The following is a 19,786-nucleotide window of genomic DNA, read 5'->3' as shown; positions in this document are numbered from 1 at the left end:
TGATCTATTCGCTGCCGGCTACGAACGGCCCTTTTGACCAATGTCCGCGTCAAAGAAACTCGACGAATCGACGGACTCGCCTGCGTTTCTTCTCCTTGATCTTGGCCAACATGGCTCGCTCTCGCCTTGGCCCGCTTAAATCAACGGACTACTAGCCGGACGAGGGCTCGGTCGTCGACGGAGGATCTTCCTCCTCCATCGCGACGAGTTCGGCGGCGGCCTTTTCGACGAGCTGCTTGAGTCCTTCCCCCGTCACGGCCGAGATGCGCACCACGGGCCGACCGAGCTGGTCGGTGAACTCACGCTCGATCTCGTCGGCGTTTCCTAGGTCGGTCTTCGTCAGGATGACGATCTCGCGCCGCGCCGCCAGCTTGGGGCTGTACTCGGAGAGTTCGTGCCGGATGGTTTGGAAGTTCTCAAAGGGGGTCGCGTCGCCGGTCGGCTGACACTCGACCAGGTGCAGTAGGAGTCTGGTCCGTTCGACGTGGCGGAGGAACTCGTGGCCCAGGCCGACTCCCTCATGGGCGCCTTCGATCAGTCCCGGAATGTCGGCGATGACGAACTCGCGGTCGATGTCGACGCGGCAGAGTCCGAGGTTGGGGTACTTCGTGGTGAAGGGGTAGTCGGCGATCTCCGGATGCGCCTTGCTCAGTCGACTCAAGAGTGTCGACTTGCCGGCGTTGGGAAGCCCGATCAAGCCGACGTCGGCGATGAGCTTTAGCTCAAGCACGATCGAGCGTTCCTCGCCGGGCTGTCCTTTCTCGAATTGACGAGGCGTCTGGTTGGTCGCGGTGGCGAAGGCGGTGTTTCCCTTGCCCCCCTTGCCGCCGCGGGCGACGATGACTTCGGAGTGCGGGTCGGTAAGGTCCTTTAGGACGAAGCCGTGCTCGCGGTCGCGAATCTGGGTGCCGGGAGGAACCTCGATGACGAGATCCTCGCCCTTGCGACCGGTCTTCTTTTTCCCTTGGCCGGCCCGGCCATTTTCGGCGAGCCAGTGGCGTTTCTTGGAAAGGCCGGCGAGACTGTTGGTGCCGGGGATGGCGCGAACGATGATATGGCCGCCGTGTCCCCCATCGCCCCCGTCGGGGCCACCGCGTGGGACGAATTTCTCCCGTCGGAAGCTCAAGCAGCCGTTGCCGCCGTCTCCCCCTTTGACGTAGATTTCCACACGATCGACAAACTGCATGGGATGCCCTTTCGCCGAGAGGAAAGGGTTCGGTTCGCGCGCCGGCGACTCAACTCACGGTCGGAAGTGGAGTAGATTCAATTCAAAAGCCCTCGTCTCATCTGTGGGAGGCGAGGGCGCGGAATGAGAAACTGCGGTCGTCGCCGGCGAGTTAGCTGGCGACGGCAGTGGCCTCTTCGGCAATGTTGACCCGGCGACCACCCTTGTCAAAGAAGACTTTGCCGTCCTTCAACGCGAAAAGGGTATAGTCCTTGCCAATCCCGACATTCTTGCCGGCGTGCCAACGGGTGCCGCACTGGCGAATGATGATCGAACCCGCCGTGGCGGACTGTCCGCCGTAGAGCTTGACGCCCCGACGTTTCGCATTCGAGTCGCGACCGTTCCGTGAAGAGCCTTGGCCTTTTTTATGCGCCATTGTCGTCTACCTAGCTTGCCGAACGTTCCAGATATCCACAAAGAGCGGAGCAACCGCGTCCAAAAACAGCGAAGGGGCCGGCTTGGTCGAGCCGACCCTCAACGTGTAGTGTATGAATTACCACCCCTAGGAATCAACGGTAAACCCACTTTGGATCGCCGACGAACTTGATCTCTTTGTGGTTGGGATGATAGATGTCCCCGGGTTTGGTGAAGTTCAGCTCGAGCGTCTTGCGCCGAACCTCCGTCTTGCCCGTTTTCGGATCCTCCACCTTGACGTAGCCGTTGGAAAGACCGGTGACGAAGACCGTGAAGGACTTCGCCTTCATGTCGACGCCTTCCCAGAAGACAACGCCGCGGCGAACCAGGGGAGCGCTCTCGGCGGGGGTCGGCGGAATGGGTGCGGCCGAGATCGTCACCGAGTTGTGGATCTTGTTGCGTCCGTTGTCCTCTTGCAGCCGCAGCGTCGGAAACTCCCGCTTGACGACGAGTTCCTCGGCGACGGGCATGATCACGTCATGGAAGGACTTGCCGTCGTTGGTCACCAGTTCGAACTGGGGAATCAACTGGATCGGCTTCTTCTCGCGATTGACGATCTTGTAGGTCATGTACCAGACGAGTTTCCGTCCCTTGCCGGGAACATCGACCATGATGTAGCGGGGATTGCGGAACGTGAACTCGAGGACCCAGATATCCGGGACCTTCTTTTTCTCGCTGTCGAAGACCTGGGGAGGGACTTTCTGGAAGCCGAAGTCGCCACTGGGGACGGCGGACAGTCCAAGTAGGATCGTCAACGTTGAAAGAGCGCCAGACATGCGGATGGTTCCTCCCGACCGATTGTGCCTCGCCGTTCCTTTTTGAGCAACGAGGAGCCGCGCCGATAGCACGAGCGCCAGGACAGGTCAAGACTCCCTGTCTTGCCCGGTCATTCGTCCGCGCCGGAGAGTCCATCGTTGGACAAGGTCTCGATCCGTTCCTGGCGTCCCGCCTGGATTTTCGTGACATCGTCGGTCGCCGCGGCGACTTCCTTCCCATTGGCGAGGATGTCGATCTTGATGGACGTCTGGTACTTCTCGTCCGGCTTGAGCTTCGGAACGCGACCGGCCTTTCGCTCGTGCGAGCGGTTGTTGGGATAGTTGGTGCCCGGCTCGATCCCGGTCACATACCCATCCTTCAGTGTCGACGTATTCTTCCAAATCGTCAAGTAGGGCAACGTCTTGAGCGAGAAGGACATCGCCGCTCCCTTGTCGCGATCGGCATTGTGTAGCACGACCTTGGTGTTGTCGTCCTCATCACCGAAGAGACGCACGCAGTAGACCTGCTCCACGAACCCGGCCTCCGGGGGACCATACTCGGAGAACTGAAGGATGCTCGCCTCCGCGTGGGCGTTGAAAGGCCTGACCAACTGGAAGGGGGCGGCCAACTGCGAACCCGCCCCGAGAATGGGGGGGCCGAAGTTGACGTGGTAGAGGAGTTGGAACTCCGAGGGCAGGCCGCCGCGATTGGTCACGGTGTCGTCGACTTGCAGCGACGCCGACCCGGCTTCGGTCGAGATCTCGGTCATCAGTTGCAGATTCGGCCCGAACATCATCCGCTCGTTGACCGTTCCTCGGACGGTGATCCGATAGGGGGGCTTGCGTTCGACGACGAGTTCGACCTCTTGAGCCGGTTCGTAGGCGATGCGGCCGTGCAAGTTCAGTTGCACCTGCGACTCGGCCCCGGTGTTGTCGATGATCGTGTCGATGCCGGGGGCGCCGTTACTTTCCAGGCCGCAGCGGCAGAGCCACTCGCCGAATCCCTCGAGCCAGCCGATACCGCCGCGAGCCGAAAGATTGACGTGCCCGGGGTGGACAATCTCGTTGACCGGCGATTGCCAGCCGAGGCGGACGTCGCCGTGGACGACCTCCCAGATGCCCATGCCCCGCGTCGGAACGACCACGATGGTCGTCGCGCCGTTGTTGACGAGGATGACGTCGACGCCGTCCTGTTTGCCTCCCTTGAGTCGACGCGTCTTGACCGACCAATTGAAGGGGCAGTCGGGGGTCACCGTTCGCCCATCGACATCCCAGTCGGTGACGTGAACGTTGCGTTCGACGCTGACGAGGGTCTGGCGGTAGGGCTCCTCGGTCGACGCCGGCAGGGCGGCCAGAAAGGAGGCGAGCAACATTCGTGGACCTTTCTCTGTCGGAGCGAGTTCTAGGCGGTGGCTTTTGGCCGCCTTCGAAGGGGCTTGTTCCGAGGAATCAATGAATCGTAAGCCCAGTGTATTGGGCGACCCGCCTTGGCAAAAGACCTAGTCCGTGAATCCGCGTGCCAGGAGACCGTTGGCGCTCCCGTCCCAGGGGCCAGCAGACCGTTGGCGCTCCCGTCACGCCCCGAATCGCTAGATATGGGACTTCCGGGAAGTGAGAGACTGGCTTCCCGACTGGCTTGGCACCGTACGCGGCCTCGAGAGGAGATGATGACAGAGTCCACGATCCATTCGCAGCTCGAGAAGTTCCTGCACGATCAGGGAACCGGTCAGTACTCGCACCTGCTCGCTCATCTCGTCGTCGCGCTGGTGATCTTGCTCATCGGCACCTTCTCGGGTGGGGTTTCACGGCTGATCCTGCGACGACTGGTGCGTCCCTTATTGGGAAGGCGGACCTCGTGGATCGAACCGCTGACGCGTCGTCACGTCCTGTTTCGTCTCTCGCGGTTCGCGCTGCCGCTCGTGGTCTATTGCAGCATTCCGCTGCTCTTCGCGGATCGTCCGGACGTGGCGACGATGATGTACCGGGCCGTGGCGATCTGGTCGCTCTTTGTCGGTGCCCTGGTGGTCGAAGCCCTGGTCAATGTGGCCGCCGATCTCTGCGTTCAGTTCCCGTCGCTGCGCCATTCGCCGATTCGCAGCTATGCCCAAGTCGTCAAGCTGGTGGTCTGGGTGACCTTCGCGCTCCTCGCCCTGACGAAGCTGATCGACCAGTCGGTCACGGCGGTCCTCGCCGGCCTCGGAGCGGCGACCGCGGTTCTGCTGTTGATCTTCAAGGATTCGATTCTTGGGTTGGTCGCCAGCATTCAGATTGCCGCGCTCGACATGGTGCGCGTCGGCGACTGGATTCAGATGGACAAGTACGGGGCCAACGGCGACGTGGTCGACATCTCCCTGACCACGGTGAAGGTGCGAAACTTCGACAAGACGATCGTCACCATCCCAGCGTATTGCCTCGTTTCCGAACCGGTCGTCAATTGGCGCGGGATGACCGAAGCGGGAGGACGGCGGATCAAGCGTTCCCTCCGCATCGACCAAGACGCGATCCACTTCGCCGACGAGGCGCTGCTTGAGCGTTGCCGGCGGATGGAGCTGCTTGATGAGTACTTGTCCGCGAAGGAAGAAGAACTCGAGTTGTGGAATCAGACGCGTCGGAAGGAGGACCATCCGGTCAATGCCCGGCGACTGACCAACATCGGGCTTTACCGGGCCTACGTCAGCGCCTACTTGCGCTCCCACGAGCACATCCACGCCTCGGGGCTGACGTTTCTGGTGCGGCTCCTGGAGCCGACCGAAGTCGGGCTCCCGCTACAAATCTACGTCTTCACCAAGACGACGGTCTGGGCCGAGTACGAGGCGATCCAGTCCGACATCTTCGACCATCTGCTGGCGGTGTTGCCCGAATTCGACCTGAAGATCTACCAGTGCACGTGACGCGGGGGCGAACGCCTCCAACGGCCGTTTGTCGCGCGCGTCAGTCGACGAGCAGAAAGTAGCACTTCAGCGTCCGTCCCTCGGGGTGGATCATCTGCGTGGGGAAGTCGGGGGGGAGGCCCGGCGTCGCGACCAAGCGGAGGCGACGACCTTGCTCGCGTGCGGCGGCGCGGAGTTGCTGCTCGACCTTTTCGGGGCGACTTTGCAGACTGCTGACCGCCGCGATGAGAAGTCCCCCTGGGGCGAGGAGTGGCAGCGCGTGGCCGACCAGGCGATCGTAATCGCTCTTGAGGTACCAGCGCCGACCGGGGACGGTCGTTTTCGTCGGCGGATCGAGAATGACGACGTCGAACCGCTGATCGCGCCGGCGACTGGTCTTGAGATGATCGAAGACGTCGGCGCGAACGTATTTCAGTCGGCGGTCGTCGTCGGCGATCCCGTTGAGCCGAGCGTTGGTCTTGGTCCACTGCAGCACGCCCGAGGCGAAATCGACCGAGGTGACGTGCGCTGCCCCAGCGAGGATCGCCGTCACCGAGAGGCTGCCGGTGTAGCAGAAGGTATTGAGGATCCGCTTGCCGGCACACCAGCGCCGAAGCTCCCGGCGGGTCTCGCGCATGTCGAGAAAGAGTCCCGTATTGAGCCCACCGGTTAGGTGAACTTCGTAGCGAACGCCATCCTCGGTCACTTCGATTCTCTTGGGGGGCGGCTCGTCGGAAAGGACGTCAAACGGGATACTGCCGGTCGAGATGTCTCCCTTGGGGCGGACCTTCGCGATGATGCTCTTCGGTCCCAGGACTTCGCGAATCGCGTCGGCGAGCAGCGTGACGATCTCGCGATGATCGGGCGCGAGGGTGTGAATGAGCACATGGCCCGCGTAGACGTCGACCAGAAATCCGGAGAGTTCGTCCCCCTCGGAATTGACGAGGCGAAAGGCTCCCTCCTCGTCGACGAGTCCGAGCCGGCGGCGAAGCTCGAGCGCACGCTCGAGGCGCGCGACGAAGAACGAGCGATCGAGCGGCGTGTCGACATCGTGGCAGGGAAGGACGCGAAAGAGGCCGTTGTTGGGCTCGGGGAGTCCGATACCAATCGTTTCTCCCGCGTCGTCGACGAGGCGGACGGGTTCATCGAAGGGGGCGATCGTTTCCGCGTCGGGTAGCTCGGAAATGGGGAGCGTCGGCAGACCTCCGTTGATGCGGGAGACCCATGGGTCTCCCAGAGCGATGAGACGTTCCTTGTTCACTTCTTCCATGGAGGAGATTCTTCCGATTGAGGTCGCGTGGCGACGCCGTTCCGGTTCCCTAGTTGATCAGGGTGGCGTCGTGTCGGGCTAGTGAGAGGTACTCAAGCACGAGCTCGTCGTTCTTGGAGTCGGGATGCTCTTGGACGAGTCGTTCGAGGAGTCGGAGCGACTCCATGAGTTGTCCCTGCCGATAGAGCACGATGCCGAGATCGCGGCGCTCGATCGGGTCATTGGGGCGAAGCATCAACAATCGCCGCTGCACGTAGAGCAACGACGAGGTGCTCGATCGCGAATAGATCCCTTTGAGATTCCGAAGCATGCGCACCAGAATCTCGCCGTTGGTCATCGGCTGCAGGTCGCTCTCCTCGATCCGAATGGGGCAGGCCATCATCTGACCGACCCGCTCGAGGCAGTCGGGCCAAGTCAGCAATTCGCCGCCGTTGAAGACGTCGATGTAGAGCAAGCCTTCGACGGGACACGACATGCCCAGCATGAAATGGCCCGGGAGATTAACGCCGTAGAGGTTCAGGCCGACCGCCCGCGCCAGATCCTGGTAGATCACCGAGAGCGAGATGGGAATGCCCTGGCGGCGATCGAGGACTTCGTTGAGGTAGGAGTTTCGCGCGTCGTAGTAGTCGGTGCGATTGCCGACGAAGCCGAGCGTGCCGTAAAAGAACTCGTTGAGAGCCTCCAGCCGATCGGGCGGGGAGGGCTTTCCTTCGCACGTTTCGCAGAGCCGTTGAGCCAACTGGTTGAGACAGTGCAGATAGCAGTCGGTGTCGAGGTTGGGGTAGGCGTCGGCGGCGAATTCGAGCGCGGCCTCGACAAGTCGGGCGGACTTACCGCTCACAATGGTGTCGAACGCGCTATTCATCCCGCTTTGCCTAGTCTCTCGGGAAATGGTCGTCAGAGGGGCCACCTCGGCGTTGCCGCGTCGGTTGCCCTTGACCCGTCGCCTTTCCTGACTTAGCGTCCCGCCCGAGAGTGAAGGAGCACCCATGGGCGACGACAGTCAGATGACGATCTTCTCTCCGCGAATGTTAACTTGCCAACCGGCCCGCCGACTCGTCCGCGGACTCGTTGGTCTACTGCTGATGGTCACTAGTCCCGTCGCTTTCGCCGCGGAGCCCGTGCCCGAGGCGAACATCGTACTCGACGGCGGCGTGATCGCTCGGGAGCTCTCCACCGAAGGGGAGACGTTGCGGACCCTCGCCTTGGTGAACAAGGTTACAGGTCAGCGGCTCGCGACTCCGAATGCCCGGGAGTTCGTTCTTACCTTACTCGACGGGACAACCCTTTGCACTCATGATTACCGCGTCGTCGACCATCGTTCAACGCAAAGCGCCGATCGGACGCGAGAGGAGTTCGACCTCTCCCCGCGCACGTCGGGTCATCCGGAGCTGACCGTCGTCTACATCGCCAAGCGTGGCGCACACGTTCTTCGCAAGCGGCTCAAGGTACGCGGTTCCCAGCGGATTGACACCGTTACCGTGGAAGCTCTCCCCATCGACGTCCCGGCTTCGATTCTCGGATTTGGGCAGCCCCTGTTTATCGACGAGCACTGGTTCGCGGGACTCGAGTACCCCGCCGGAGAAAACTTGGTGGCCGAGGGCGAAATGCTCTGTCGACACCACCCAGGAAAAGAAAGCTTCACCAGTCGCGACGCCGTCTTGGGAACACGCGGCTTCGCCGAATCGACCATCGACGATGAGTTCGATCGCTATCTCGCGACGATTCGCCGTCCGGTCCGGGCGTCGCTGCAGTACAATTCGTGGTACGACCGGCGCGGTTGGGAGCTGAATCCCAAGCAGTTGCGGGCGACGTACGAGCTCTTCCAGGAGAAATTGCTCGATCCCTACTCGCTGCGATTCGACGCCTTCATGGTCGACGACGGCTGGCAGGATCGCGATTCGCTCTGGCAACCGAACAATGGATGGCCAAAGGGTTTTCCACCATTTGCCCAGTGGCTCGAGAGCCGCGGTTCGCATTTGGGGCTCTGGTTGCCGCTGACCGGCTATCAGCTCAACACCGACTGGGGCGAACAGCGGGGCTACGAAGTCGCGAATCACCGCAAGCGCTACTACTGCGTCTGCGGTCCCAAGTACCAGCAGGCGCTCGGCGAGGTGCTCAAGTCGCATCTGCGATCGGCCAAGATCAACGCCCTCAAACACGACTTCAATTTTCTCGACAGCGGCCGCGCCGATCTCGGGCATCCGCTGACCAAACGGCACGAACGCGAAGCGGGAACCGACGCGCTGCTCGATCTTATGACGCTCGAGCGGGCCGAGCATCCCGATGTCTTCATCGCCCTCACGTCCCAGATCTGGCCGAGTCCTTGGTGGTTGAGCACCGTCGACTCGCTCTGGATGGGGGGAAGTGATCACGCCGTCGATTGGCGCGTCGCCCAGTTTGGCGCCCGGGCGGCGGAGATGACCTACCGCGACGGACGGCTTTTTCGGCTCCTTCGCGTCGATCGGGCCGCGGTGCCCGCGTCGGCCTTGATGACTCACGGGCTGATCCTCGGTCGCTACGACGGGACGCGGCCGCGCGAGACCATCGAGGAATGGTCCGACTATGTGGCGATGTACTTTGGCCGGGGAACGCTGCTCCAGGAGCTATACCTCTCGCCCGATCTGGTGCCGGAGGAGTTTTGGCCGATGCTCGGGAGCACGATCCGTTGGGCTCAAGCCAATACCTCGACCCTCGCCCACACCCGGATGATCGGCGGACGACCCGAGTCGGGCGAGCCCTACGGCTACATTCACTGGTCGAAAGACAAGGGAATCGCTTGCCTGCGGAACCCTTCCCATCGGCCAAGTACCATGACGCTCACGACCAAGCAGCGCCCCGCCGAATTGCGCAGTGACGACGGCGATGAGACCGTCTGGCATCCCCTGGTGATCTATCCCGAGCGTCGCCGCATGGAGACCCTCGATGCCGAGGGTGAACTGACGATCGAACTGCCTGCCGACTCGGTGACGCTGGTCGAGATGTACCGTGAGTTGCCCGAGTTCCTCCGCGAGCTTCCCCTCGGTCGATTCGCGGTCCAGGGAGAGGGCGATGCCCGGCGTTTGGTAACGTTCGGACGTCCCGTTCCTGTCAGTGTCCACCCGGCGAGTTGGAACGAGGAAGGTCCGAAGCGAATCAAGAAGGAGTTTTCTCTCGACGGCGGGGGCGAGCGGATTTCCGCCGAACTCGTGGTGAAGCGACAGCCCGCCCATGGAGTGTCGACCCAAATCGCCACGATGGGACCGATGGTCCCGGTCGAACGCCGCGCCGATCCTGGGGGGGCCGATTGGGACTTGAGTCGCTACCGGATGTCCTTCGCGCGGCGAGGGGCCCTGAACATCAACTTGTCGTTGCCGCCAAGTCCCTTCTGGCCGGAGGAGGCGACCGTCGACGCGGTGCTCAAGACCTCGATGACCCTGCCGGAGACTTGGTCAAAGGAACTCTCGGAGAAGACGAAGACTCCCGACTGGCCGACGACGATCCGCGACAACGTTGTCGTTGAGGAACGCATCATCGTCGATGGTCAGACGATGCGTCGAAGCCGATCGTGGATCGAGTCGGTCGCATGGTTTGTTGTCTTGGGGATCGTCCCCATCGCCGCCTTTGTCGGGCTCTCCTGGCAGACCGCGATGCTTCTTCGACCGCTTGGTTTTCTCGCCTTCCTCTCCGGTTCCATTTTCCTCCTCGCGGCGATCTATCTCCTCTCGCCGATGGGCAGCGCGTTGGCTCGTTGCGTCTACTGACTCTGTCCATCGTTCGAGACGGTGGTTGGGAACGGCCTCTCAGGGTGTGATTCCTCAGTCGATTGACGTCGATGTCAACTGGTGGGCATGAGCCGATCCCGCAAGAGGGCTCGCATCAGCACGAGGATGACCGCCAGCGACGTGATGATCATCACGATCGTGACGAGCACGACCCAGTTGTTCGACCAGACCGACCGGTTCCAAGCATCCCGCAAGGACCTGGTGACGACGAGGACGAGATTCTCCTGCGTGTCGCCCAGGGGAAAGGGAATCCGTCGGCATACGAAGACCCGAGGATTGTCCCCTTCGTCGACAAACAGTTCCTGCGGTGACTTCTGATTGGAACTGAAGAAGCCGGCGATCTTGGGGTATTCGTTTTGGATGCTCAACGGCGCCATCGGGTGGTCGATCTCGCCGGTGATCGAGCGCGCTTGAATCAAGTACTGGCCCCAGCGATTGCTCAGGCAGATCACCTCGTCGGTGTTCGGCGTGTCGGATTGGAATCGGAAGAGGTAGCGATAGTCGGTTCGCAGGAGCAGGGCCCCGAAGGGTTCGCCCGTTTCGTTGTCGCGGACGGCGACGCCCAACATCAGCGACACGGCGCGTTTGCCGTCGTCGACGATACCGACTTCGAAGAAGCGAAACTCCTCGGGGTCGAAAAAGCTGGCGTCACGGATCGCCGAACGAATGTTGATGTTGTCGATCGTTCCGTTGGTCGAACTCTCGACGCGCCAACTGTCACTCTCATTTTGTGACGCGTTGACGATGTATTCGCCTTGGCTGTCAGGTGTCGCCAGGACGATTTGCCCGTAGGCGGTATTGGCGCGCAGAAACGTCGTGAAGAGCGACGCGAGCGATTGGGTGAGTTTCTTCTCGTCGGCGTCGTTGTTCGCCTTCCGCGCGGCGATCAGCTTTTGAATCGTCGGCAATTGCGCCAGGTAGGAGGCGTCCGCCTCCCGGCGCAAGACGCGATCTTGGATCGTATTGGCCTGTAGCGCGGCTTGACGCTGCACTTGGGCGACGATCTCGTGCTCGACCATCTTCGAGACCGACCACGAGTACGTCATTAAGACCCCGGCGGCCAACGCGAAGAGGACCGCCGCGCCGGCGATCGACGAGGTGAGCAGTCGATGGCGCAGGAGCCAACGCTTCAAGCGCAGACGCCACGGTTCCTTGTAGACTTCGACCGGTTCGCCAGCCATCCAGCGCGAGATGTCCTGGATGAGCAAATTGCAGTCTTCGTAGCGTTCGTCGATGTCGTGGGCCGTCGCCTTGGCGCTAATCGCCGCCAGGGCGGGAGGAGCCTTCGGGTTGACCTCGCTCACCTTGGGAATCGGATGGTTTCGCACGCGCTCGTAGAGTTGGCGAGCCATTTCCATCTGTCGCGGCACGCGCGGCTGTTCCCCCGTGAGGATCGTGTAGAGGATCGCGCCCAACCCGAAGACGTCGCTTCGTTCGTCGATCAAGTCGGTTTGCCCCGCTTGCTCGGGGGCCATGTAGCTCGGGCTGCCGATGACGGAGGTTTCGCGAGAGACGACCACGTTGCTGGCGGTGCTGATCCACGAGGAGGCGTCGTCGTCCTCGTCGAGGAGTTTGGCCAATCCCCAGTCGAGGACCATGACCTCGCCGAATTCACCCACCATGATGTTGTCGGGCTTGAGGTCGCGATGCAGGATGCGCCGCGAATGGGCGTAGCCGACGGCGTCGCAGACGTCGACGAAGATGTTGACCAGGTGGAGGAACTCCGTCGGGGTCGGTTGCTTGCCGTCCGCGTAGCACTCGGAGATCACTTGGGCCAAGCTTCGGCCCGCGACGAACGGCATCGCATAGAAGACGTCGCCGCTGTTCTCGTCCTTGCCCGCGTGGTAGATCGGAATGATGTTCGGATGTTGTAGTAGGCCGGTGATGCGCACCTCGCGGAGGAAACGCTCGTTGTTCTCGGGAAAGTGGCGACCCTCGGGACGGATCACCTTGATCGCGACATCCCGGCGCAACTCGTCGTCTTGCGCCAGCCAGACTTGCCCCAGTCCACCCTCACCCTGAATACGCCTCAGCCGATAGGAAATTCGACCGACCGCGGAGACGTCCTGATGGTACCCCGTCGACATAGGTTCTTCCCGACGCCTTGCTTGCGAACTAACGATCCAAACGGACAAGCGCGCCACGAGATGAGGGGGCCTCGTAGCAGTGCGAATGGGCAGATGAATAAGAGTGCTCGCCGCCGAGGATCATCGTCGATCGTTCAGCGACCACCAAAGCGCTATCGCCAACTGGCCCAGTATACACGGGACATTCTCGCAAACTTGCTCCCATTTCACGCGAGGATTTCGTGAAGTTTCGCCGATCATTGACTTCTCTCAACGCTCGCGGTGGCCCAGGATCCGCGAACGGGGCCTCCCCGACTCACCATGCGCGCGGGCTCGCCACGCGGTCGTCCTCTCTTTCGTCCTCACGCAGCTTACCCGAGGATACCTCAGAGCACTTCATTTGTCATCACTTCGACGCGCCGCGGGCACCAGGGGGGCGTCCCGATGACGGTCTCGATCGACCGACTTCTCTTTGACCAACGAACTTCGCTATAACGCGCAGGCCGATGCGAGTGGGGGCGATCCCAACCCGCGCCCGTCGTCTTGTCGAGTGAGTCGACGCGATCGGTCGAGGCCACGGTTCTCGCGACGGCGCCGACTTTTCGATGGCGGCGCACCGGTTGTCGTGGGGATGGAACCGCGAGCGATCGACGTCCTTGCTTCACGCGTCTTCCTTGAGGGTGAGCCATAACGTGTCCGATGCAGAGAGCGAACGCTCCCGTCATTCCGTGACCACCGCCGGCGCCGTCGCGTTGGCCGTGGGAGCGCTAGGAGTCGTCTACGGGGACATCGGTACGAGCCCCCTCTACGCGCTGAAGTCTTGCTTCGGTCGCGGCACCGGCATCGAGCCCAACTCCGCCAACGTCCTCGGGATTCTCTCGCTCATCGTTTGGTCGCTCATTCTCGAGATCTCCGTCAAATACATCCTGTTGGTGATGCGCGCCGACCTCAGCGGAGAGGGAGGCATCCTGGCGCTGATGAATCTCGTCACCTCGCGACGCGAAACGGGGACGTGGCTTCACTGGCTGCTTTTCACACTCGGGTTGTTCGGCGCCGCGTTGCTCTACGGCGACGGCATGATCACGCCGGCGATGTCGGTCCTCTCGGCGATCGAGGGACTCAAGGAGACCACCGACAAGCTCGATGCCTACGTCGTGCCCATCACCATCGCCATCCTTGTTGTCCTGTTCGCGTTTCAGAGCCGGGGAACCGGCGTGGTGGGACGCCTCTTCGGGCCGGTGATGTTTCTCTGGTTTCTGGTCATTTCCGTCATGGGGATTTGCTGGATCGTGCGGGAACCCTCCGTGCTGGCCGCGTTCGACCCGCGCTATGGCTACACGTTCCTCACGACCCATCGCGCGGCGGGTTTTCTGATTCTCGGCTCGGTCTTTCTGGTGATGACCGGTGGGGAGGCCCTCTACGCCGACCTAGGCCACTTTGGCGTTCGGCCGATCCGCCGGGCCTGGTTCGCCGTTGTGTTCCCTTCGCTGCTGCTGAACTACTTCGGGCAAGGGGCACTGTTGATCAACCACCCGGAAGCCGCGAGTCATCCGTTCTTCGCGATGGCTCCCGGTTGGGCGATCTACCCGCTGGTGGTCCTCGCGACAATGGCGGCGGTCATCGCGTCGCAGGCGATCATCTCGGGGGCCTTTTCGCTGACCTATCAAGCGGTGGCGCTGGGGTATTTGCCCTTCGTCTCCGTCAAGCACTATGCCGAGGATGCCGAGGGAAAGGTCTATGTGCCCTTCATCAACTCGCTGCTGATGGTCGCGACGATCGCTCTGGTGTTGGCGTTTCAGTCCTCCGACGCGATGGCGGCGGCGTACGGCGTCGCCGTTTCGACGACGATGATCATCACGACGATGCTCTTCTACTTCTTCATGGTTCGTCGTTGGCGGATGCACTGGCTGCTGGCGGCTCCGATCGCACTCTTCTTTTTCGTCCTCGACGCCTCCTTTCTGACCGCGAATCTCATCAAGGTCGAAGAAGGGGGTTGGTTTCCGCTCGTGGTGGGGGCGGCCGGGTTTACCCTCTCGATGATCTGGATGAACGGCATCACCGCGGTGCGCAAGGCGCTCGGCGAACGGTCGATGACCGAGGCCGCGTTCATGACGTTTGTCGACAACTACGACCTGCCGCGGCCCCCCGGGACGGCGGTCTACATGGCGAGTCGGTCGGCGAGCCTACCTCGGGCGCTCTCTCAGAACCTCCAGTTCAACAACGCGCTTCACGAGCAGATCATCCTCTTAACCGTCGACTTCGAGGAGGTCCCGCGCATTCCGGCTCGGGAGCGCGTCAGCGTCCGTTTCCTGCGCCCCGATGTCATCCGCGTGGTCGCACGCTACGGCTACATGCAGAACCCCAACCTTCCCGCGGCACTGAAGCTCGCCGAGGAACTGGGAGTGAGCGTCGATCCCGAAACGACCAACTACTACTTCGCCAGCACCACGGTGGTCGTCTTCGGGCACGAGTACTGGGGGAAGTGGCGTCGGTCGATTTTCGCATTCCTGTTGCGAAACAGTCCCCGTCGCTATGGCGACTTTCGGGTCCCTCTCGAGCGTGTGTTCACGATCGTGTTGCGCGTCAGGATCTAGGCTCCGCTGGCTCAATTCCCCGCAGTTTCCCTTTCTTAAGTTCGCCAGAGCCTTTATGATTGAGCTGCCGACGGGGTCGGTTTCCCAGACCGACGTGGCGTTCCTTTCCCTCCACGAGGTAGTAACCCCACCTGGAGGCCATCCGTGAGACCCGGCAGAGGGCGAGGGGCGTCATCGCTCGTCGTTACTGGTTGATCGAGACGAAACGCGTCACATTCGGCGTCGATCTTCGTTCTGTTGGGGAGTCGAGGAAGCGTCCCGTCGCCACAAGCCGACTTGACGTATCGTGCGATTCCGGCCAACGATTGGTGACCAACCGCCGGTACTTGTTGTCGGTGACAACTGCGAACGAACGGGGCTGACGTGGACAGTCCTCGGTGCTGAACCCTCCGTTTTGCTGCCTTCCTCGGGTCGATGGAGTCTTGCTGGTGATCGAACGTCGCGGCCGATCCCTCTTGTTGACTGCTCTCGTCATGCTCGGCGCGACCGCGCCGGGGCGATCGGACGATGTCATGGCGTCGTACAAGAAGGACGTCGAACCGTTTCTCGCGAAGTACTGCCTCGACTGTCACCTGGCCGACGATCCGACCGGAGGGGTCGCGCTCGATACCTTCACCAACTCGCTCAGCTTTTCCAAGAAGGGACGCTTGCTCGAGAGCGTCGCCGACGTTCTGGGAACGGGGCTCATGCCGCCGGAGGACATGCCGCAACCCTCCGCGCAGGAGTCGGCCGCGATCATCGCTTGGATCGAGCGACAACTCTCTCGCTGCGACGGGACATCGCGTCCCGGCCGCGTCACGATTCGCCGACTCAACCGCTACGAGTACGACAACACTGTCCGCGACCTTCTCGGGGTCGACCTCAACGTCTCCAAGGACTTTCCCAGCGATGACGTCGGGCATGGGTTTGACAACATCGCCGACGTTCTGTCGATCTCTCCGATTCACACCGAACGCTACTTGGACGCCGCTCAACGCATCGCCGAAGCCGCGATCGCCGTTCCCGACGAGACGAGCGCTCCGCGACGGGTCTACTCCGCCGAAAAGCTTCAGCACGGCCAAATGAACAGTGGCGTCCGCTTGCTCGCGAGCAATGGCGCAATTCACGTCGACCACGAGTTTCCCGAGGAAGGGGAGTACCTCCTCGAAGCGACCGCCTATGGAGACCAGGCCGGAACCGAACCGGTGCGAGCGTCGCTGAAGCTCGACGGCGCCGAATTGGTGGTTCACGATGTCACCGCCACTCGTGGCACGCCGGATATCTACCGCACGCGACAGTTCGTCTCGAAGGGACGCCACCGGATCGCGGTAACATTTCTCAACGACTACTGGGACGCGAAGGCTCCCGACGGCGAGAAGGACCGCAACTTGTGGGTCGAGTCGCTCCGGATCGTCGGCCCGCTTCTTCCCCATCCCGTGGTGCGCAAGGAAGCGACCGACCTCGAGGGGGGGCACCTTCACGACAACCGAGCTCGGCGGCTGCCGTCGACCGGGACGGTCACCGCGACCTTCAACATCCCCGCCGACGGACTTTACGCGATCCGCGTTCGGGCTCACGCCGATCAGGCCGGGAAGGACCTGGCCCGGTTGGCGATTCAGGTCAACGAGAAGACGATCGCCGAGCCGGAGGTGCCCGCCGAGAAGGAAAATCCCGACTACTACGTGACCAAACGCAAGCTGAAGGCCGGCAAGACCAAGATCGGCGCGGCCTTTCTCAACGACTTTTACGACCCCAAGGCCAGCGACCCGACCCGGCGCGACCGCAATCTCATCATTCACTCGATCGAACTTCAAGGGCCACTTGGGACGCCGACGTCTTCCGAGCAACCGTTGATCGTCCGCCGGCCCGAACTTCAGGAATCGTCCTGGGAGGAATGCGCACGCGAGTCCCTGAAGCCGCTTCTTTCCCGCGCCTTCCGGCGACCGGTTCGCGAGGACGAATTGCGAGCCTTCACCGGCTTGGTCGAACAAGCTCGGGTTCACGGCGAAAGCTTCGACGGCGCCATGCAGCTTGCCCTCCAGGCGACGCTGGTCTCGCCCAACTTCCTCTTCCGTATCGAGAAGGATCCCCCGGAGGGCAAGGTCCGGCTTCTCGACGAGTACGAGCTGGCGACCCGGCTCTCGTACTTCCTTTGGAGCAGCATGCCCGATGAAGAACTCTTCGAGCAAGCTCGGAATAGCACGCTGCGAAAGAACCTGCCGAGCCAGATCAAGCGGATGCTTGCCGATCCCAAGGCCGACGCGTTGGTCGAGAATTTCGCGGGGCAGTGGCTCCACACGCGGCTCCTCGCGAACGTCACGCCCGATACCAAGGTCTTTCCCAAGTTCAACGAGAAGCTTCGGGAAGCGATGCGTCAGGAAACCGAACTCTTCTTCGCCAGCGTGATGCGTGAGGACCGGAGCATCCTCGACCTCTTGGACGCCGACTACACCTTCCTCAACGAACGCTTGGCCAAGCACTACGGCATCGACGGCGTCAAGGGCGATCAGTTCCGCCGGGTTTCCATGAACGGCGATCGACGGGGAGGGGTTTTGACGCATGCGAGTATTTTGACGGTGACGTCGAACCCGAATCGCACCTCGCCGGTGAAACGAGGCAAGTGGATCCTCGAGCAGTTGCTCGGAACGCCACCCCCGGAGCCGCCGCCGCAAGTGCCGGAGCTTGACGAGAGCACCGACGTCGTACTTTCGGCTCCGCTACGCGTCCGCTTGGAGCAGCATCGTGCCAAGGCGGAGTGCGCGGCTTGTCATCGCCGCATGGATCCACTCGGTTTCGCGCTCGAGAATTACGACGCAATCGGCGGATGGCGCGAGCGCGATGGCAAGTTTCCCATCGATCCATCGGGTACATTACCTGGAGGCAAGTTGTTCGAAGGTCCGAAGGATCTTCGGGCACTGCTTCGCTCTTCGCCCGAAAAGTTCACGCGAAACCTGATTCGTCAGATGCTCGCCTACGGCTTGGGGAGGGGCGTCGAATACTACGATCGCTGTGCGATCAATCGGATCGAAGACCGGTTGCAATCCGGCGACTACGCGTTTTCCCGACTCGTCTTGGGCATCGTCGAAAGCGACCCGTTTCAGATGAGATCGGCCGAAGGAGGGGAAGAATGAGCAGTCCACGCGGAATCTCTCGACGCAACGTTCTCAAGGGGCTCGGCACGGCGATCGCTCTCCCGTGGCTCGAGTCGGTCGCTCCTCGCGCCGCGCTGGCGGCCGCTCCCACGCCGCCGACCCGCTTGGCGTTCTTCTTCGTTCCCAACGGCGTCAATCAGGAGACTTGGACGCCCAAACGGGAAGGTTTTCGCTACGACCTCACGCCGGCGCTCGAACCGCTGGCGCGGTTGCAGGACCATGTCAGCGTCTTAACCGGACTGACCCACGACAAGGGCCGTTCCAATGGCGATGGGGCGGGTGACCACGCTCGCGCCGCGTCGGTCTTTCTCACCGGAACCCAACCGGTGAAGGACTCCGGTCGCGTCATGGTCGGTAGGTCGATCGACCAGGTCGCGGCGGAACATCTCGGGGGCTCGACGCGGTTCGCCTCCCTCGAACTCGGATGCGACCGGGGTCGTGATTCGGGCCAGTGCGACAGCGGCTACAGTTGTGCCTATTCGAGCAACATCTCGTGGCGTTCTCCATCGACTCCGATGGCCAAGGAAGTCGATCCCAAGCTCGTCTTCGATCGACTCTTCGGTTCCAGCGACAAGCAGGAGAATCGCTACGCCCGGGCTCGGCGCGACTACTTCCGAAAGAGCGTGCTGGACTTCGTGCGCGACGACACGGCGCGGTTGGAGAAGCGGCTCGGCCAGACCGATCGCCGGAAGTTGGACGAGTACTTTACCAGCCTGCGCGAAATCGAGCGCCGCCTCGAGCACAAGGGGACGATCGAGAGCGATGACGCCGGCGGATTTCCGCGACCCCATGGCGTCCCGCGCGAGTTCGCCGACCACGCCCACCTCCTCTCGGATCTGTTGGCGGTCGCCTTTCAAACCGACAGCACTCGGGTGGCGACCTGCATGCTCGCCAGCGCCGGCAGCAACCGTAGCTACCCGACCGTCGGCGTCCCCGAGGGGCATCACGAACTCTCGCATCACCAGAGCGACCCGCACAAGCTCGACAAGCTTTACCGCATCGACCGCTTCCACGTCGAGCTATTCACGTACTTCCTCGATCGACTCGCGACGATTCCCGAAGGGGAGGGGACGCTGCTCGATCACTCCCTGATCGTCTATGGCAGCGGTATCAGCGACGGCAATCGTCACAACAACGAGAACTTGCCGGTCCTGCTCGCGGGCAAAGGCGGTGGCACCGTGACACCCGGTCGTCACTTACGCTACGCGCGGGAGACGCCGATGTGCAACTTGTTCGTTTCGCTGATGGACCGCATGGGCGTTTCCCTCGACCGCTTCGGCGACAGCACTGGCTCACTGGCTTATCTGTAGTCGGGCGTGGTTCGTTTCCATGGGAGCGTCTACGTCTATTGGTCAGGCACTCCTCACCTCTCCCTTGGGAGAGGTCGTCGGGCGAAGCGAGTTGGGCGAGGGGATTGAACGCCTGGCAAGGCAAGGCGATTTGTTAAGAGGAAGCCCCCTCACCCCTAACCCCTCTCCCACGGGGAGAGGGGAACCCAAGACCAAGTAGGATGGATCTTGGCCCACCATTAGAGCCGATCGCGATGGTCGATGGTGGTTCGTGTCAGGCAATGGCCTGAACTACGGGAGTTTGACTCCCCTCTCCTCGTGGGAGAGGCGCGACTATTGACTCTCCTCTCCTCGTGGGAGAGGCGCGACTATTGACTCTCCTCTCCCGCTTGGAGAGGCACGACTATT

Annotated in this window: 12 protein-coding genes; 5 read left to right on the top strand and 7 right to left on the bottom strand. The window is 62.0% G+C overall.

Translation table 11 applies throughout. The features are described from left to right. Window positions 1–151 precede the first annotated feature (151 nt). The 4 genes from obgE to Pan216_RS15935 all read right to left on the bottom strand — a co-directional run bounded on the left by obgE (window position 152) and on the right by Pan216_RS15935 (window position 3,767). The gene (gene obgE, locus Pan216_RS15950; RefSeq protein ID WP_145259269.1) at window positions 152–1,186 is read right to left on the bottom strand and encodes a GTPase ObgE; all 1,035 of its coding nucleotides are present in this window, start codon (window positions 1,184–1,186) and stop codon (window positions 152–154) included. A gap of 151 nt (window positions 1,187–1,337) precedes the next feature. After that, window positions 1,338–1,601 carry a 50S ribosomal protein L27 gene (rpmA, locus tag Pan216_RS15945; protein ID WP_145259267.1) on the bottom strand — a complete coding sequence of 88 codons (264 nt, stop codon included), beginning with the start codon at window positions 1,599–1,601 and terminating at the stop codon, window positions 1,338–1,340. 133 nt (window positions 1,602–1,734) lie between these two features. Then, window positions 1,735–2,415, bottom strand: a complete 681-nt coding sequence (locus Pan216_RS15940) for a hypothetical protein (RefSeq protein ID WP_145259264.1) — start codon at window positions 2,413–2,415, stop codon at window positions 1,735–1,737. A gap of 110 nt (window positions 2,416–2,525) precedes the next feature. Continuing rightward, complete coding sequence (locus Pan216_RS15935) at window positions 2,526–3,767, bottom strand: aldose 1-epimerase family protein (RefSeq protein WP_145259262.1); 1,242 nt, start codon at window positions 3,765–3,767, stop codon at window positions 2,526–2,528. 291 nt (window positions 3,768–4,058) lie between these two features. On the opposite strand from Pan216_RS15935, the gene Pan216_RS15930 reads away from it, so the two are divergent. Beyond that, complete coding sequence (locus Pan216_RS15930) at window positions 4,059–5,285, top strand: mechanosensitive ion channel family protein (RefSeq protein WP_419192597.1); 1,227 nt, start codon at window positions 4,059–4,061, stop codon at window positions 5,283–5,285. A gap of 40 nt (window positions 5,286–5,325) precedes the next feature. On the opposite strand, the gene Pan216_RS15925 is transcribed toward Pan216_RS15930, so the two are convergent. Continuing rightward, window positions 5,326–6,534, bottom strand: a complete 1,209-nt coding sequence (locus tag Pan216_RS15925; RefSeq protein ID WP_145259258.1) for a class I SAM-dependent rRNA methyltransferase — start codon at window positions 6,532–6,534, stop codon at window positions 5,326–5,328. A gap of 49 nt (window positions 6,535–6,583) precedes the next feature. Then, window positions 6,584–7,399, bottom strand: coding sequence for a SirB1 family protein (locus Pan216_RS15920; RefSeq protein ID WP_419192596.1), 816 nt, complete (start codon window positions 7,397–7,399; stop codon window positions 6,584–6,586). Window positions 7,400–7,523: 124 nt separating this feature from the next. Here Pan216_RS15920 and Pan216_RS15915 point away from each other — a divergent pair, with 124 nt between their 5' ends. Further along, a complete protein-coding gene (locus tag Pan216_RS15915; protein WP_145259255.1) occupies window positions 7,524–10,277 on the top strand; it encodes an alpha-amylase family protein in 2,754 nt (917 codons plus the stop codon). A gap of 74 nt (window positions 10,278–10,351) precedes the next feature. On the opposite strand, the gene Pan216_RS15910 is transcribed toward Pan216_RS15915, so the two are convergent. Next, window positions 10,352–12,385 carry a serine/threonine-protein kinase gene (locus Pan216_RS15910; RefSeq protein ID WP_145259253.1) on the bottom strand — a complete coding sequence of 678 codons (2,034 nt, stop codon included), beginning with the start codon at window positions 12,383–12,385 and terminating at the stop codon, window positions 10,352–10,354. A 671-nt stretch (window positions 12,386–13,056) separates the two neighbouring features. Between Pan216_RS15910 and Pan216_RS15905 the strand changes: the two genes are divergently transcribed. The 3 genes from Pan216_RS15905 (at window position 13,057) to Pan216_RS15895 (ending at window position 19,399) form a co-directional block, all read left to right on the top strand. Beyond that, a complete protein-coding gene (locus Pan216_RS15905) occupies window positions 13,057–14,958 on the top strand; it encodes a potassium transporter Kup (protein ID WP_419192595.1) in 1,902 nt (633 codons plus the stop codon). Between the two features lie 428 nt (window positions 14,959–15,386). Further along, on the top strand, window positions 15,387–18,068 hold the full coding sequence (locus Pan216_RS15900) for a DUF1592 domain-containing protein (protein ID WP_145259249.1): 2,682 nt from the start codon (window positions 15,387–15,389) through the stop codon (window positions 18,066–18,068). Further along, entirely contained in the window at window positions 18,065–19,399 is a 1,335-nt protein-coding gene (locus Pan216_RS15895; protein WP_145259247.1) for a DUF1552 domain-containing protein, read from the top strand. The genes Pan216_RS15900 and Pan216_RS15895 overlap by 4 nt, the downstream gene beginning before the upstream one ends. Window positions 19,400–19,786: the final 387 nt, after the last annotated feature.

It is taken from the genome of Kolteria novifilia (assembly GCA_007748055.1).
In the GTDB taxonomy this organism is placed as follows: Bacteria; Planctomycetota; Planctomycetia; order Kolteriales; family Kolteriaceae; genus Kolteria; species Kolteria novifilia.
The sequence above is the reverse complement of the archived record's forward strand: the minus strand, read 5'-3'. Positions and strand labels throughout refer to the sequence as shown.